Genomic DNA, 15,596 nt, shown 5'->3' with positions numbered 1-15,596 from the left:
ACCGCGCCGCCTGAGGATTTCCCTTACGTGGCCAGCGGCAGCGCGAACCCGAACCGGGAGCCACCGCCGTCGCGCCGCTCCGCCCAGATGCTTCCGTGCTGCCGGGTGATGATGCGGTGGCTCAGCGCCAGTCCGATACCGCTCCCGCCGGGTTTGCTGGTGAACGACTCGGCGAAGGGATCCCTGGCGACGCCGCGCCCGTGATCGTCCACGGTGAGGACGCCGACGCCTTCCTTGGCGCGGGTGCCCACCGTGATCCGCCGTTGCACCGGTTCGCATTCCGCGGTCTCGTCGATCGCGTTGAGGCACAGGTTCATCACCACCTGACCGGTGAGGACGCGTTCGCACCGCACCAGCACCGGTGCCGGATCGAGCCGGACGCGGACCTCAACCGCGTGCGGCGCGGCGCTCAGCTCGATGAAGTACAGGCATTCCCGGACGATCTCGTTCAGGTCGACCAGCTGCTCGACCTGTTCCAGATGCCCGACGAAGGACCGCAGTGAACCGACGATGTCCTTCGCCCGGTCGATCTGGCGGGCGACGCTGTCCAGGCCGTAGCCCATCTGCTCACGGACGTCACCACCGGTCGCGATCGTGGCGGCACGCGCGCGGATGCCCGCGATGAAGTTCGCGGCTGCGGCCAGCGGCTGGCCGAGTTCGTGCGCGATCGCCATCGCCATGTCCCCCATGGCGTTGTAGCGAGCCAGATAGTTCTCGTGCCGCAGTTCCAGCTCTCGCCGCGCCTCGCCGCGCACCCGTTCGGAGACGTCGTGCAGGATCATCAGATACGCGTCGACCTCGGACTCCGACAGCCGCTCGAGGCTCCCTTCCAGCCAGGTCGCGTTCTCCCCCGGCAACTCCAGCTGCACCGGCCCGACCGGATCCGCGCCGGCCACCACCTCGGTCCAGCGCACCGGCCTGCCGCCCAGATGCAGCCGCGCGTACTCGGTCAGCGGCTCGCCTGCCAGCCGATCGTCGTCACCGGTCAGGCCGAGGAAGGCCAGCGCGCTGTCCGTGGCGAACCGCACCGCCCCGGCGGCGTCGAGCATGAACGCCACGGTCGAGGTGTGCCGCGCCAGCGCGTCGACGTACGACGTCGTCAGCTTCAGCTCCCGCTCGACCTCCTCCGCGCGCTGGATGTCGCGGAACTGGACCATCACCGCGGGTCCCCGCTCCAGCTCGACCCGGATGGCCACCGCGTCGGTGGGGATCACGCGGCCGGATTTGCTCCGGTAGTGCCACACGATGCGGCTCGAACCGTGTTCCACCGCGGCCTGGAGCCAGGCTCGCCCGATGACCCGGTCGTACTGCTGCGCGGAACTGCTCATGTGGTTGGCCTTGAGCGGCCGCAGCTCCGAAAGACTGAATTCGAGCATCTCGCACGCGGCGGGATTGGCCCACAGGATGTTCTTGGTCGCCGCGTCGTGGACGAGCACGCACACCTTCGAGGCGTTCATCATCGCCACGAAGTCGCCGGTGGCCAGCTCGGGCGCGATCGGATCGACCTCCACGGCCTCAGCATAGGAGTTCGCCGCCGGGTCCCCGGGTAAGGATTTCCCCTACCGCCCTGCGTGGGAATCCCCCGCCGTCGGCAGGCAATGACCAATGGCCACGCGCGGCGGTGATCCCTAGCGTCGGAGACATCTTCCCTACGACGCGAGGAGCGCCAGATGGCCCAGATCCAGGAGAGCCCGGCCACGACGCTCGAGGATGTCCTGGCCGAACTCCTCGAGCGCCGTCAGGAGTTCCGCGACCAGCGGTACGTGCCCCGCGACTTCGTCACCCGGCTCAAGGAAGCGGGCGTCTACCGCTCCGCGACACCCGAACGGTTCGGCGGCGAGCCCCTTCCCCCGGCCGACTTCCTCCGGATCGTGGAGCGGATCTCCGTCGTCGACGGCTCCACCGGCTGGGTGGCCAGCTTCGGTTCCGCGCTCGTCTATCTCGCGGCCCTGCCCGTCGAGACGCAGGCGGAGCTGTACGCCGACGGTCCGGACGTGTGCTTCGCCGGTGGTCTCTTCCCCGTGCAGCGGGCCGAACCCACCGCCTCCGGCTTCCTGGTCGACGGACGCTGGAAGTTCGCGAGCGGCTCCATGGGCGCGGATGTCCTCGGCGTGGGGATCCCCGGTGACGACACGACCGCCGGAAAGCCGCGCACCGCGCTGCTGCGGCCCGAGCAGGTCAAGATCGTCCAGGAGTGGGACGTCGTCGGGATGAAGGGCACCGGTTCCTTCGACCTGGTCGTCGACAAGGTCGAGGTTCCGCGCGAGTGGACGTTCATCCGCGGCGGTGAGCCCACCATCGACGAGCCGCTGTACCGCTACCCCACCCTCGCCTACGCCTCCCAGGTGCTCGCGGTCGTCGGCGCGGGGGTCGCTCGCGCGGCGCTCGACTTCGCGACCGAGGTCGGGAGCGGCCGTTCGGGTGTCACGGGCGCGCCGAAACTCGCCGACCGCGCCTACTACCGGACGGGCCTTGCCGAAGCCGAGGCGACGATGCGTTCGGCGCGCGCGTACTTCTACGAGGTCACCGACGAGGCATGGCGGACCGTGCTTGACGGTGACCCCGTGACGCCGGAGCAGAACGCGCATCTCCGCCTCGCCTCGACCCACCTCGCCAAGACCGCCGCGGAGACCGTCAACCGGGTCATCGGCCTGTCCGGGACCGGCGCCATCGCCAACGACCACCCACTGCAGTGGCTGCTCGGCGACGCACTGGTCCCCCAGCAGCACGCCTTCCTGTGCCCGGCCATGTACGACGCCGCGGGTGCCGTGCTGATGGGACATCCGCCCACCGTTCCCGGCTTCCAGTGACCACCACCGACCGCTGACGAGGAGTTGGACCAACCACCATGAGCGATACCCCGCTGCGCGTGCTGTTCTGCATCGGTATCAACCAGAACTTCTTCGACCTTCCCGAAGGCGGCGTCGCCGCGAGCGACGTCTGGACCGCCTTCGTCGCTTTGATGGACGGCATCAAGGGCCTTCCCGGCGTGGACTTCATCGGCGACATCGACGACGACTCGCATATGGTCGGCCCGTCCGACGGCTGGCCATGGACGTGTTACCTGCTCTGCGACGTCGACACGCAGGAAACCGTCAAGCAGGCGTGCGACTTCCTGCGCTCCACGCCGGTCGGCGACAGCCCGTGGAAGCTGTGGAAGTACGCCAAGATCGAAGCGCGTATCGGCCGCGCCCTCACTCCGCGCGAATACCGGGGCTGATCGCGATGACTATCGAAAACACGACATTCACCGCCGCGACCGTGCACGACCTCCCGCCCGCGGACCTCGTCCTCGGCGACCGCGTCGCCGGCCGGATGTACACCGACCCGGCGATCTTCGACCAGGAGATGACGAAGATCTTCGAGCGGTCCTGGATCTGGGTCGCGCACGAATCGGAGCTGCCCAAGGCGGGCAGCTTCAAATCGACCCACGTCGGACGGCATCCGGTCATCGTCACCAAGGACCGCAAGGGCGAGATCCGCACGCTCGTGAACCGCTGCCGTCACCGGGGCGCGTCGCTCTGCGAGAAGAAATCGGGCCACGCCAACGGGTTCACCTGCCCCTACCACGCCTGGTCCTACGGCCTGGACGGCAAACTGCGCGGCATCCCGTACCCCGACGGGTACGAGGGCGTCATGGACAAGGCCGATCTCGGGCTGAAGACCCTGCGCACCGAGTCCTACGGCGCGATGATCTTCGCGACCTTGAACGCCGACGCCGAACCGCTGGCTGATTTCCTCGGTGACGTCAAACTGTGGATCGACCGCTTCATGGCGCAGGGCGGCGGCTATCCGGTGAAGGTGCTCGGCACGCACCGGTTCACCTACCGCGGCAACTGGAAGATCCAGCTGGAGAACACCACCGACGGGTACCACTTCCCCATCGTCCACCGCTCCTGGATGGCCTCGGTCGACGCGGAGACCGCCGAGATGATGTCGTTCATGACCGACCCGACGGCGGTCACCCACGATCTGGGCAACGGCCACTCGGTGATGCAGATGGTCCCCGAGCACTCCGATCTGGAGGCGGACGACGGCAGCGAGCCGCTCCAGCCCCGGTTCGACGGACTGGTCGCCCAGCTGGAAGCCGCCGGAGCGGACGAAGCCGAGGTCCGGAGGCTCGTCCGTGCCGTGCACGGCACCGGGTTCAACCTCAACCTGTTCCCCAACGTGTCGATGTCGATCTCGTTCTTCCGGGTTCTGCGGCCGATCAGTGTCGACGAGACCGTCATCGAGCACGTCGCGCTCGGCAGTGACGGCCCGCCCGAGATCGTCGGCCCGGTCAACCGGGAGCGGTTGCGCGCCCACGAGCATTTCCAGGGCCCGTTCGGTTTCGGCACGCCGGACGACTCCGAGGGCTGGGACCGGGTCCAGCGCGGCGCACAGGGCGCGCCCGAGATGCCGATCATGGTCAACCGCGGTCTGGGTCGCGAGAAGCCCTCCGCCGAGGGCTGGCCGACCAGCCATGTCACCGACGAGACCGGAATGCGGGCGGCGTACGCCCAATGGAAGCGGATGATGAGCGATGACTGAGACCCTCACCGATCCGCGGGTGGTCCGCGCGATCGAGCTGGCCTGGCGCGAAGCCGCACTGCTGGACGCCAAGGACTACGAGGCCTGGCAACGGCTTTACGCCGACGACGGGATGTACATCATCCCGATCGACCGCGACGCCGAGGCCTTCGACGACGTCCTCAACATGGTCCACGACGACGCCCGGATGCGCGGGCTGCGAGTGCGGCGGATGACCGAGGGTTACGCGCTCGCCGCGGTCGACTCGGCGATCACCGTGCGGACCGTCTCCCGGTTCATCCCCGCCGACGTCGACGACCGGACGGTCACGCTTAGGGCCGCCCAGATCATCGTGGCGTACAAGCGCGGCCGCCACGATCTCTGGGCCGCGGACGTCGATTACGTCGTCCGCCTCGGCGCCAGTGGCGACGAGGATCGCTTCGCCCGCAAGGTCGTCCGGCTCGTGAACGCCGACGAAGCCGTTCCCGCCGCGGGATTCCTGCTGTGAGCGGCACCGCGCCGGTCGCCGTGGTCACCGGCGGGGCGACCGGGCTGGGCGAGCAGATCGCGCGGCGTCTGCACAGCGGCGGTCATCGGGTGGCGATCGCCGACCTCGACGAAGCGGCCGCGAAACGCCTCGCGACCGAACTGGACCGGAGCGGGGCACACGCCCAGAGCTACCGCGTCGACGTCGCCAGCCGTCCCGACATCGACCAGCTGCTCGCGTCGGTGCTCGGTGACTTCGGCGGTGTCCAGGTGCTGGTCAACAACGCCGCCCGCACCCAGGCGCGGCCGTTGCTGGAGATCACGCCGCAGGAGCTCGACGAGGTGATGGCGGTGAACTTCAACGGCACCTTCCACGCCTGTCAGCTGTTCGGCGCGCATATGGCCGAGGCCGGGTACGGCCGGATCGTCAATATGGCCTCGCTGGCCGGGCAGAACGGCGGCACCACGACCGGCGGGCATTACGCGTCGTCCAAGGGCGCGATCCTGACGGCGACCAAGGTGTTCGCCCGCGAACTCGCCGCACGGGGAGTCACGGTGAACGCGGTCTCCCCCGGCCCGCAGGACAGCCCTATGGTCCACCGGCTCGTCGGCGAGGAGAACCTCGACCGGCTGGCGGCCGGGATCCCGGTCGGACGGCTGGGCAGTATGACGTTCATCGCCGAAATGGTGGCGTTGCTCGCCTCCCCCGAAGCCGCCTCCGTCACCGGCGCCTGCTGGGACGCGAACGGCGGCCTGTTCATGCGCTGACCTGGAGGCACCTGGATGACGAACGTCCTCTTCCGCGTCGTCGAAATCACCGAAGAGACGCCGGAGATCCGTACCCTGCGGCTGGTCCGGCAGGACGACGAGCCGCTGCGCGTCCGGTACCGGGCGGGGGCGCACGTCGACGTGGTCGGCCCGACGGGGGTGTTGCGGCAGTATTCGTTGTGCGGCGCCCCCGACGATCCGCGTTCGATCCTGATCGCGGTCAAACGGGAGCCGAATTCGCGGGGCGGTTCCGCGGCCATGCATCAGGTTTCGGTCGGCGATCACCTGAAGATCAGCGAGCCGCGCAATCTGCTGAAGGTTGCCGAAGACGCGGACCGGCATGTCCTCGTGGCAGGTGGTATCGGGATCACTCCGCTGCTGTCGATGGCCTACGAGCTCTACACGTGGGGCAGCGAATTCGAGCTCCATTATTTCGCGCGCTCACGGGAAACCGCGGCGTTCGTGGAACTGCTGGAAGAACGCGTGGAGTTCGCCGACCGGATCCGGCCGCATTTCGGCGTCCCCCGCGGCGAACATCCCGCCGTCCTGCGGGCGATCGCCGAAGACCTGACGCCGTCGGCCCACGTCTACACCTGTGGCCCGGACGGTTTCATGCGGCAGGTCGGTGATGCGCTCGGCCCGGTCGTCGGCGCGGACCACGTGCATGTCGAGCATTTCGAAGCCGCCGAGGTGGACACGTCGGCCGACCGGCCGTTCACCGTCGAACTCGACACCGGTGAGGAATTCGAAGTGCCGGCGGGGAAATCGATCCTGTCGGTCCTCGAGGACAACGGCATCGAGGTCTTCAAGTCCTGTGAGGAAGGCATTTGCGGCTCCTGCGTGTCCGGCGTGCTGGAGGGCACCCCGGACCATCGGGACAACTGCCTGACCGCCGCCGATCGCGAGAGCCAGATGGCGCTCTGCGTCTCACGCGCGCTCACCGACCGGCTCGTCATCGAGCTGTACTGAGCGAAAACTCGCCACCGAATGGCGAATAGCCGGGCGATCGCTCCGCTGGCAGGGTGGATTCGGTCCGCTCCGCCGAGAAAGGGTGATCCCCGGTGACGCGTCCCCTGGTGCTGGACCCGAACGGCCACGACATCCACGCCGAGAACGAGCGATTACGCGAGCTCGGCCCGATCACCCGGGTGGAGTTGCCGGGCGGTGTGGTGGCGTGGTCGGTCACGGGTTACGAACTCCTGCGCGAACTGCTCAGCGACCCGCGCGTGTCCAAAGACGCTCGTCAGCACTGGCCGGCGCTGGCCGAAGTCAGCGCGGACTGGCCGTTGCTGGTGTGGGTCTCGGTGCGGAACATGTTCACCGCTTACGGCGCCGACCACAAAAGGCTGCGTTCGCTGGTGACACAGGCCTTCACGGCACGCCGGATCGCCACGCTGGAGCCCTGGATCACCAAGGTCGTCGACGACCTGCTGACCGGGCTCGAAGCCCTGCCCGCCGGCGAACCCGTCGACCTGCGGGAGAATTTCGCCTACCCCGTGCCGATCGAAGTGATCTGCCACCTGTTCGGCGTACCGGACTCCGCGCGCGGCGGACTGCGCCACTCCGTCGACGCCTTCTTCCGGACTTCGGCGAGCCAGGAGGCGATGCTGGCCGCCTATCAGGACATCCACTCGGTGTTCACCGAACTCGTCGCCGAAAAGCGGGCGAATCCCGGTGACGACCTCACCACCGCATTGATCGCCGCGCGGGACGACGGCGCCCGGCTGGACGAAACCGAACTCATCGACACCCTGATCCTGTTCATCTCGGCGGGCCACGAGACCACCGTGAACCTGCTCGACCAGGCCATCACCGCCCTGCTGACCCAGCCCGGCCAGCTCGCCATGATCCGCGACGGCCGCGTCTCGTGGGCCGACGCGATCGAGGAAACGCTGCGCTGGCAAGCACCCGTGGCCAACCTGCCCCTGCGTTACGCCGTCGAGGACATCGCCGTCGCCGACGTCGTCATCCGGAAGGGCGACGCGATTCTGGCCGGCTACGCCGCCGCTGGACGCGACCCGGCGGTGCACGGGCAGGACGCCGACGCCTTCGACGTCACGCGCGCCGACAAGGCGCATGTCGCGTTCGGCTACGGCGCGCACTACTGCATCGGCGCTCCGCTGGCGCGATTGGAAGCGGCGATCGCCCTTCCGGCCTTGTTCGCACGATTCCCGGGCATGACGCTCGCGACCCCTCCCGGAGGGATGAGGCACCTCGACTCGTTCATCTCCAACGGGCATCGCGCCCTGCCGGTCTCGCTGCACCGCGGGGTGGCCGGCTCGTAGCTCAGTCCTGGCGCGCATGTCGCGAAAGCCACTTTCGGGACATCAGACGTCGCGAAAGTGGCTTTCGCGACGTGCTCCCGAAGCCGCCACGCCTTACGCCAGGGTCGGCCCGTCCAGCGGCGTTGCGAAAGCCACTTTCGCAACCTTGAAGGTTGGGAAAGTGGCTTTCGCAACCCGCCAGGGCGTCAGCGCCGTCGGAACCGCGCGGCCAGCGCGGCCACCGGCGACCGCCGCTCCCGCACCGGCAACCTGCCGGACGTGATGTCCTCCAGCAGCGTCGCCACGGTCTCCCGCGCACAAGTACGGTTCGCGCCGATACCGCCCGAGGGACCACGTTTGATCCAGCCGACCACGTAGGCGCCGCTGCGCCCGTCGACACGACCGGCGGTGTTCGGGATCGTGCCGCGGTCGTCGTCGAACGGAAGACCCGGCACCGGAACACCCCGGTAGCCGACCGCGCGGACGACCTGACCCGCCGCGATCTCGACCGGCTCCTCCCGGCCCGTGACGCGAAGGCCTCGCACCTGGGTGTCGCCGATGATCGCGGTGGGCGCGGAGTGGAAGCGCAGGACGATCCGGCGCGCGTCCGAGGCCGGCGGAACGGTCCACTCGACGGTCTCGCGGCCGAGTTCGCGTAGCAGAGCCGCTTTGCCGGTGCCCGCGTCGATCGCGGCCGTGGTGCGCGGGTCCACGTCGTCGACGACGAGCGGCACACCGGCGCGCCCCGCCAGCGCGAGCAGCTCCGGCGAGGTGTACGCCGCGTCCTCCGGGCCACGCCGGGCGAGCAGCACGACTTCCCGGATCTTGCTGGTACGCAAGCATTCCAGCGCGTGCGGGGCGATCGTGGTCCCGGCGAGGTCGTCGGGGTCGGCGGTGAGGATCCGGGCGACGTCGAGCGCGACGTTCCCCGTGCCGACCAGCACGACTCGTTCCGCGGACAGGTCCACCGCGTTCGCGGGCACGTCCGGATGACCGTTGTACCAGGCGACGACGGTGGTCGCGGCGATGCTGCCGGGCAGTTCCTCACCCTCGATGCCGAGACCTCGCGCGGAAGAGGCACCGATCGCGTAGACGACCGCGTCGTGACGCTCGGCCAGTTCGTCCACGGACACGTCGCGGCCGACCTGGGTGCCCAGGCGCATCCGCAACCGCGGATGTTCGTGAAGGCGCGAGAAAGTCTCACCGATCCGCTTCGTGGCGGGGTGGTCCGGGGCGACGCCGTAGCGGACGAGCCCGCCCGCGACCGGGAGCCGGTCGATCAGGGTGACCCGCGCGTTCGTGTGGAGGAGCAGGTCCTCCACCGCGTACATCCCGGCCGGGCCGGTGCCGACGACGGCGATGTCCGGCGGCGCGAAATCGCTCGGGATGGCCCGGTCGAACGTCGGCGGCGCCCACCGATGGAAGTTCGGCGCGGGATCCGCCGAGGGGACGGGCTCACGGTCGGCGTAGAAGGCCGCGTTGATCCCCGCGTAGACCTCCAGCGGACCGGTCAGCAGATCCGCCGGGAAGATCGCGTCCACCGGGCAGGCGTCCGCGCAGGCTCCGCAGTCGATGCACGAGGCCGGATCGACGTAGAGCATCTCGGTGGTGCCGAAGTCGGGCTCGTCCGGCGTCGGGTGGATGCAGTTGACCGGGCAGACCGACACGCAGGTGGCATCGTTGCAGCAGGTCTGGGTGATCGCGAAGGCCATGTCAGATCAGGTTCGCCCGCTTGTAGAACACCAGCGCGGGGCGGGTGAGCAGACCGCACGAGCCGAGGAACTCCATCAGGCCCGCGCAGCTCGACCGCATCATCGCCTTGTGGTGCTCGTTGGCCTTCGCCTCGCGCAAGGCGCGCTTCGTGTCGAGCCCCGCGTTCTTGTAGACGTCGCGGTTGATCATGCTGCTGACGATGAAGTACGACGCGATCGCGATGACCAGCGCGTTGATCCGGCGGCGCACGAAACCCGCGCCCTCCAGCTGTTCCCGCGTCTCCTCACGGGCGAACTTCATATGCCGCGACTCTTCGACCACGTGGATGTTGTTGATGGTGCGCACGAACGGGACCACGCGCTCGTCACGCATCCAGTCGCGCTGCATCACGTCGAGGACCTCTTCGGCCACGAGGATGGCCGCGTACGCCGCTTCGCCGCCGGCCGTCGCCTTGAAGACCCGGCCGAGTTCGACGGCGAGCCTGCGCGGGCGGTACGGAGGCGCGCCGAGCTTCTCGGCGCCGCGTGCGAACATGATCGAGTGGCGGCATTCGTCGGCGATCTCGGTGAGCGCCCACTGGAACGCCGGGTCGGTCGGGTCCTTGGCGTAGAAATCCCGGAGCACCATCTGCTGCAGGATCATCTCGAACCAGATGCCGGTGCTGGCGACCGAAGCGGCTTCCTGACGCGTGAGCTCCTTCTGCTGCTCCGTGCTCATCTCGGCCCAGTAACTCGTGCCGTAGAGCGTGCTCCACTCCGGGCTGGCGCCGTGGAAGTTCTTGTCCAGCGGCGTCTCCCAGTCCACCTCGGTGGCGGGGTCGTAGGACAGCATCGCGGACGAATCGAGGAGCCGCTGCGCGGTCTCGTGGCGGCCTGCCCCGGCCGTTGCCGCGGTGCGTGGCACATCGGTGCTGGTCATACGGACCTCCCTGACGACGTCGACAGAGTGCGCGGCTACCTGTTACCGCGATTCACTGTTACTCAAGGTAACATATAGCCGCAGTCGACGAAAGAAGGGGAACCGCCCATGACCGCGCCCCGCCGCATCGCCACCTTCGACCACGACGGACTCATCTTCGACGTGCGGGACACCGGCCCGCTCGACGGCGCCGTCGTCGTCCTGCTGCACGGTTTCCCGCAGACCGGCGACTCCTGGACGGAGACCGCCACCCTGCTCCACCAGCGGGGATACCGCACGATCGTGCCCGACCAGCGCGGCTACTCACCCCGAGCCCGCCCGCGAGGCCGCTTCGCCTACCGGTCCGGCCGCCTCGTGGCGGACACCGCCGCCCTCATCGAGACCCTCGGCTCCGGGCCGGTCCATCTCGTCGGACACGACTGGGGCGCCGTCGCCGCCTGGTCGACGGCGGCACGACGGCCGGACCTGGTCCGCTCGCTGACCACCGTGTCGGTGCCGCATCCCGGAGCGTTCCTCCGCGCGATGCTCAGCAGCGACCAGCTCCTCCGGTCCTACTACATGTTCTTGTTCCAGCTCCCCTGGCTGCCGGAATTCGTCCTCCGGCGCCTGCCACGCGTACTGGAGCGCACGCTGGCGGGCACCGGGATGAACCCGGCCCAGATCGACCAGGTCCGCCGGGAAATCCTGCTCGGCGGGGCCCTCACCGGCGGGCTGAACTGGTACCGCGCGATGCCCTTCCAGCACCCGGGCGCCCTCCGCGCCCGGGTCACCGTGCCGACGACGCACGTCTGGAGCGACGGCGACGCCGCGCTGTCCCGGCGCGGCGCCGAACTCGCCGGCCAGTACGTCGACGCCGGCTACCGGCTCGAGATCCTGACCGGCGTCAGCCACTGGGTCCCCGAAGAAGCCGCGACGACGCTGGCCGCGATCATCGACCGCACCGCCGCGGAGGCCGCTAGTCGACCGGCGTGACCTCGGCCATCTCCGACCACGCGTCGCCGTCGAGGTTCTGGTAGTTGATCCGGGGCTTCTCGGCGACGACGGTCGCCATGAACGGGAAGAAGTCCTGGGCGTGCTGGGTGGCGACGTGCGCGTCACCGGCGGCGCTGTCGGCGAACACCTCGACGAGGACGAATTCGTTCTCGTCGCCGGCGTTCTGGTAGTAGTCGAACGAAATGTTCCCGGGTTCGCTGCGCACCTGCTGCGTGTAGCGCTCGATACCCGCGAGCCATTCGGTGCGCTTCTCGGGACGGATCTGTGCTTTGAGGACGATCAGGATCATGGCCCGAGTATCGCAAAGCGGACCTTCACGCGCTCCGCTCCGAGGCCGGATGAAAGACTGTCCCCGTGATCACGCGGCTCCAGTCCTGTTGGTCCGCGATCCGGTACCTGGCGGTCGGCGCGGTCTCGTCCATGGTCGCCTGGTTCGTCCTCGTCGGCATGCTCTTCGTGCTGCTGATGTGCCCGTTCGGCGTCGGGATCCCGGCGTTGCCGATCGCGCTCCAGCTGATCCGCCGTCCGGTCGGCTTCGAACGCCGCCGGGCCGCCCGCCTGCTGGGTGAACCGATCCCCGAGCCGTACCGGTCCGGCAACCCGGTGACCGATCCGGCGTCGCGCCGCGACCTGGGCTGGCTCCTCTTCCACGGCGCCACCGGTTTCGTCGTCGGCATCTTCGCCATCGCGCTGCCGCTCGGCGGGCTCCGGCAGATCGTCACGGCGTTCATCTGGCCGATGGTGCCCGGCGGGGTGGAAAGCTCGCTCGGCTTCATGGTGACGTCGTGGCCGATGGCCGCCCTCAGCCTGGTCACCGGTGTCGGCATGGTCGCGCTGATCTTCCTGTACCCCCGCGTGGCCCGATGGCAGGCCGCCGTCGCGCGCAGGTTGCTCGCGCCCGCGCCGGGTGTAGTGCTGACCGACCGCGTCGTCGAACTGGCCGCGTCGCGTGCCGCCGCGCTGGAGGCGCACGGCGCCGAACTCCGCCGCCTCGAACGAGACCTGCACGACGGGACGCAGGCGAGGATCGCCGCGGTGGTCCTGCAGCTGGGGATCGCCGATTCGCTGTTCGACAAGGACCCTCAGCGGGCCAGGGAGCTGCTCGGCAAGGCGCAGGACACCGCGACCGGCGCGCTGGCCGAACTCCGGACCGTCGTGCGCAGCATCCACCCGCCGTTGCTGTCCGACCGCGGCCTCGACGGCGCCGTCACCGCGCTGGCCGATCGCTGCCCGGTGCCGTGCAGCGTGGACGTGCGCAGCCGCAGCCGCCGTCCCGCCGCCGTCGAAGCGGCCGCCTACTTCGTGGTCGCCGAGATGCTGGCCAACATCACCAAACATTCCGGCGCCGAACACGCCTGGATCACCCTCGACGGCACCGCCGACACCCTGCTCATCGAGATCCGCGACGACGGCCACGGCGGCGCGGACGAAGCCGCGGGCAGTGGCCTGTCCGGGATCCGCAAACGGGCCGAGGCGTTCGACGGGACCTTGAAACTGTCCAGCCCATCCGGTGGGCCGACCGTAGTGAAAGTGGAGTTGCCATGCGGGTCGTGATCGTCGAGGACGACGCGCTGCTGCGCGAAGGCCTGGTGATGCTGCTGAACACCTCGGGCATCGACGTCGCCGCGGCGGTGGACGACGTGGACCAGTTCCTCGAACTGGTCACCAAGGACCGCCCCGACGCGGTCATCACCGATGTCCGGCTGCCGCCGACCCACACCGACGAAGGCCTCCGGGCCGCCGTCAAAGCGCGGAAGATGTACCCCGGGCTGCCCGTGCTCGTGCTGTCCGCGCACGTCGAAACCGGCTACGCGGCGGAGCTCCTCGCCGACGGCAAGGGCGCCGTCGGGTATCTGCTCAAGGAGCGGGTCGGGAAGGTGGAGAAGTTCCTCGACGCGCTGGACCGCGTCGTCAAGGGCGGGACGGCCATGGACCCCGAGGTCATCACCCAGCTGATGGCGCACCGCCGGGCGACCGACCCGCTCGAAGGGCTGACCGCGCGGGAGCGCGAGGTGCTCGGGCTGATGGCGGAGGGCTACAACAACACGACCATCGCCGAACTGCTCGTGGTGAGCGACGGCGCGGTGCACAAGCACATCCGGAACATCTTCGCGAAACTCGGGCTGCCGGAGGACAGCGGGCACCGGCGGGTGCTGGCGGTGCTGGCCTACTTGGGCGGCAAGGGCTGAACTCACGAGCCTCCGAGTTCTTCCGCCAGCCCGACGACGATCCCCTCGGGACCTCGGACGTAGCAGAGCCGATAGATGTCCTCGTACCGTTCCACCGCCCCCACGAGTTCCGCGCCATGGCCACGCAGGCGGGCGACGACGTCATCGATGTCGTCCACGGCGAACATGACACGGCGGATCCCCAGCGTGTTCGCCGGAGCGTCCTTCGGTTCGGGCGTGATGGCCTTCGGCCGATGGAACTTCGCCAGCTCGATCCGGCCGGGGCCGTCCGGGACCCGCAGCATCGCGATGTCCTGGCGGACGTCCTCGAGCCCGACCACCCGTTCCGCTCCGGGCCAATCGAGTGGTCCCTTGCCCTCCAGTTCCATTCCCAGTTCGACGAAGAACGCGATGACCGCGTCAAGGTCTTCGACGACGATGAGCACGTTGTCCATCCGCTGGATCGCCACGCTGGGCCTCCTTCTCGCTCGGCGCGGTCGCGAAGGTAGCGCCAGCACCACCTCGCGACGGGGGTCACTCCCCTGTTCGCCCGCGCCGCCCGACCGTAGCGTCTTTCTCATGAACGACACCGAAAAGTCCAGCGGCGCACTGGTCACCGCTTCCCTCTGGCTCGTCCTCCTCGTCAGCGCGGCCACCAACGCGATCGGCCAGTTCGCCGGGATGGACTACACCTTCCGCATGATCGCCGGTGCCATCGCGATCGTGTGCATCGTGCTGCTGATCATTCGCCATCTGGCTCGCCGGAAAGCCTGAGCCATTCGACGGCCCGCGCCGCGGCGAACCCGATGAACGCGTCCCGCTCCGGCACCCGGGACCGTGCGTCGACGGCGTCGGTGAAGACTCCGACCGCGTAACGGCCGCCGTCGGGATACTCGACCACGCCGACCTCGTTGCGCACCGACGGAAGTGTCCCGGTCTTGCCGCTGACGCGGATCCCGTCGTCCGGGAACCCGGACCGGAGCCGGTGCGGCCACACCTGGAGTTCCATCCAGCGCCGGACGTCCGCGCACGCGGACGGCGACGCGGCCTCGTCACGCCAGATCATCCCGAGCAACCTGGTGATCTCCTCGGCCGTCGTGGCACAGGTGTGCTCCGGCCGGAGCGCGTGCAACGACGCGATGCGCTCCATCGGGAGTTCGGTCAGCAGTCTTTCGTCGTCCTCGTAGGAGATCCCGAGGTCTTCGCCGATACCGCGGAGTACCTCCCCGCAATCCTGTGACACGGTGGTGTGCTCGAAACCGAGGCCGCGCAACGTTTTCTCCGTCGCGGCCTTCCCGACGCGGTCGAGGATCAGGTCGGTGGCGACGTTGTCGCTGATCCCGATCATCAGGATCGCGAGGTCGTACCAGGACATCGAGATCTCGTGCCGGAAGGTGGCGAGGCCGTACGGGCTCGGCGTGGGGTGTCCGGGTGGGACGGTGATTTGCTCGCCGAGGTCGAGCCCGCCCTCGGCGCCCTGCTTCGCCAGCTCCAGCGCGATCGGGACCTTGAAGACCGACGCCGTGACGACCGGGGCGTGCTCGTCGACGCCGATCCGCCGGGTGCCGTCGATTTCGGCCGCGTGCAACCGGACGCGGACGCCGGCCTCCTCCGCTCGTTCGGTGATCGTTTCGATTACTTCGGACTCGGTGGGCATGGGACTCCTGTCTGGTCGAGGCGAGGTGGGCCGGGGCGGTGATGCGAAAGCCACTTTCGCAACGTTGAAGGTTGCGAAAGTGGCTTTCGCAACGTCTTCCGGTGGCTCACGTGGCAG

At 69.0% G+C, this 15,596-nt stretch carries 17 protein-coding genes; 11 read left to right on the top strand and 6 right to left on the bottom strand.

Annotation, left to right across the window (positions count from 1 at the left end; translation table 11 throughout):
• Positions 1-23 precede the first annotated feature (23 nt).
• Positions 24-1,511, bottom strand: coding sequence for a PAS domain-containing sensor histidine kinase (locus H4W30_RS08385; RefSeq protein ID WP_192742244.1), 1,488 nt, complete (start codon positions 1,509-1,511; stop codon positions 24-26).
• 159 nt (positions 1,512-1,670) lie between these two features.
• On the opposite strand from H4W30_RS08385, the gene H4W30_RS08380 reads away from it, so the two are divergent.
• From H4W30_RS08380 to H4W30_RS08350, 7 genes are all read left to right on the top strand, one after another.
• On the top strand, positions 1,671-2,810 hold the full coding sequence (locus tag H4W30_RS08380; RefSeq protein ID WP_192742243.1) for an acyl-CoA dehydrogenase family protein: 1,140 nt from the start codon (positions 1,671-1,673) through the stop codon (positions 2,808-2,810).
• Between the two features lie 38 nt (positions 2,811-2,848).
• A complete protein-coding gene (locus H4W30_RS08375; RefSeq protein WP_192742242.1) occupies positions 2,849-3,220 on the top strand; it encodes a hypothetical protein in 372 nt (123 codons plus the stop codon).
• Positions 3,221-3,225: 5 nt separating this feature from the next.
• Complete coding sequence (locus H4W30_RS08370) at positions 3,226-4,533, top strand: aromatic ring-hydroxylating oxygenase subunit alpha (protein ID WP_192742241.1); 1,308 nt, start codon at positions 3,226-3,228, stop codon at positions 4,531-4,533.
• Positions 4,526-5,020, top strand: coding sequence for an aromatic-ring-hydroxylating dioxygenase subunit beta (locus H4W30_RS08365; protein WP_192742240.1), 495 nt, complete (start codon positions 4,526-4,528; stop codon positions 5,018-5,020). Before H4W30_RS08370 ends, H4W30_RS08365 begins: the two co-directional genes overlap by 8 nt.
• Positions 5,017-5,766, top strand: a complete 750-nt coding sequence (locus H4W30_RS08360) for an SDR family NAD(P)-dependent oxidoreductase (RefSeq protein WP_192742239.1) — start codon at positions 5,017-5,019, stop codon at positions 5,764-5,766. Before H4W30_RS08365 ends, H4W30_RS08360 begins: the two co-directional genes overlap by 4 nt.
• A gap of 15 nt (positions 5,767-5,781) precedes the next feature.
• Complete coding sequence (locus H4W30_RS08355) at positions 5,782-6,735, top strand: PDR/VanB family oxidoreductase (protein WP_192742238.1); 954 nt, start codon at positions 5,782-5,784, stop codon at positions 6,733-6,735.
• 92 nt (positions 6,736-6,827) lie between these two features.
• On the top strand, positions 6,828-8,051 hold the full coding sequence (locus H4W30_RS08350; protein ID WP_192742237.1) for a cytochrome P450 family protein: 1,224 nt from the start codon (positions 6,828-6,830) through the stop codon (positions 8,049-8,051).
• Positions 8,052-8,236: 185 nt separating this feature from the next.
• Here H4W30_RS08350 and H4W30_RS08345 read toward each other — a convergent pair whose 3' ends face one another.
• Complete coding sequence (locus H4W30_RS08345) at positions 8,237-9,742, bottom strand: FAD-dependent oxidoreductase (protein WP_192742236.1); 1,506 nt, start codon at positions 9,740-9,742, stop codon at positions 8,237-8,239.
• A gap of 1 nt (position 9,743) precedes the next feature.
• A complete protein-coding gene (locus H4W30_RS08340; RefSeq protein ID WP_192742235.1) occupies positions 9,744-10,661 on the bottom strand; it encodes an AurF N-oxygenase family protein in 918 nt (305 codons plus the stop codon).
• A 108-nt stretch (positions 10,662-10,769) separates the two neighbouring features.
• On the opposite strand from H4W30_RS08340, the gene H4W30_RS08335 reads away from it, so the two are divergent.
• The gene (locus H4W30_RS08335; protein WP_192742234.1) at positions 10,770-11,633 is read left to right on the top strand and encodes an alpha/beta fold hydrolase; all 864 of its coding nucleotides are present in this window, start codon (positions 10,770-10,772) and stop codon (positions 11,631-11,633) included.
• Here H4W30_RS08335 and H4W30_RS08330 read toward each other — a convergent pair.
• On the bottom strand, positions 11,617-11,943 hold the full coding sequence (locus H4W30_RS08330; protein WP_192742233.1) for a putative quinol monooxygenase: 327 nt from the start codon (positions 11,941-11,943) through the stop codon (positions 11,617-11,619). The genes H4W30_RS08335 and H4W30_RS08330 overlap by 17 nt on opposite strands.
• Positions 11,944-12,008: 65 nt before the next feature.
• Here H4W30_RS08330 and H4W30_RS08325 point away from each other — a divergent pair, with 65 nt between their 5' ends.
• Positions 12,009-13,208: a sensor histidine kinase gene (locus H4W30_RS08325; protein WP_192742232.1), complete on the top strand. Its 1,200-nt coding sequence runs from the start codon at positions 12,009-12,011 to the stop codon at positions 13,206-13,208.
• A complete protein-coding gene (locus H4W30_RS08320; RefSeq protein ID WP_192742231.1) occupies positions 13,196-13,843 on the top strand; it encodes a response regulator in 648 nt (215 codons plus the stop codon). The genes H4W30_RS08325 and H4W30_RS08320 overlap by 13 nt, the downstream gene beginning before the upstream one ends.
• Before the next feature lie 2 nt (positions 13,844-13,845).
• Here H4W30_RS08320 and H4W30_RS08315 read toward each other — a convergent pair whose 3' ends face one another.
• Complete coding sequence (locus H4W30_RS08315; protein WP_192742230.1) at positions 13,846-14,292, bottom strand: VOC family protein; 447 nt, start codon at positions 14,290-14,292, stop codon at positions 13,846-13,848.
• A gap of 109 nt (positions 14,293-14,401) precedes the next feature.
• On the opposite strand from H4W30_RS08315, the gene H4W30_RS08310 reads away from it, so the two are divergent.
• Complete coding sequence (locus H4W30_RS08310; protein ID WP_192742229.1) at positions 14,402-14,596, top strand: hypothetical protein; 195 nt, start codon at positions 14,402-14,404, stop codon at positions 14,594-14,596.
• Here the strand turns inward: H4W30_RS08310 and H4W30_RS08305 are convergent.
• A complete protein-coding gene (locus tag H4W30_RS08305; RefSeq protein WP_192742228.1) occupies positions 14,565-15,479 on the bottom strand; it encodes a serine hydrolase in 915 nt (304 codons plus the stop codon). The genes H4W30_RS08310 and H4W30_RS08305 overlap by 32 nt on opposite strands.
• Positions 15,480-15,596: the final 117 nt, after the last annotated feature.

The organism is Amycolatopsis roodepoortensis (assembly GCF_014873915.1).
Taxonomy (GTDB): Bacteria; Actinomycetota; Actinomycetes; order Mycobacteriales; family Pseudonocardiaceae; genus Amycolatopsis; species Amycolatopsis roodepoortensis.
Note: the sequence above shows the minus strand (reverse complement) of the source record. Positions and strands in the feature narration are given on the sequence as shown.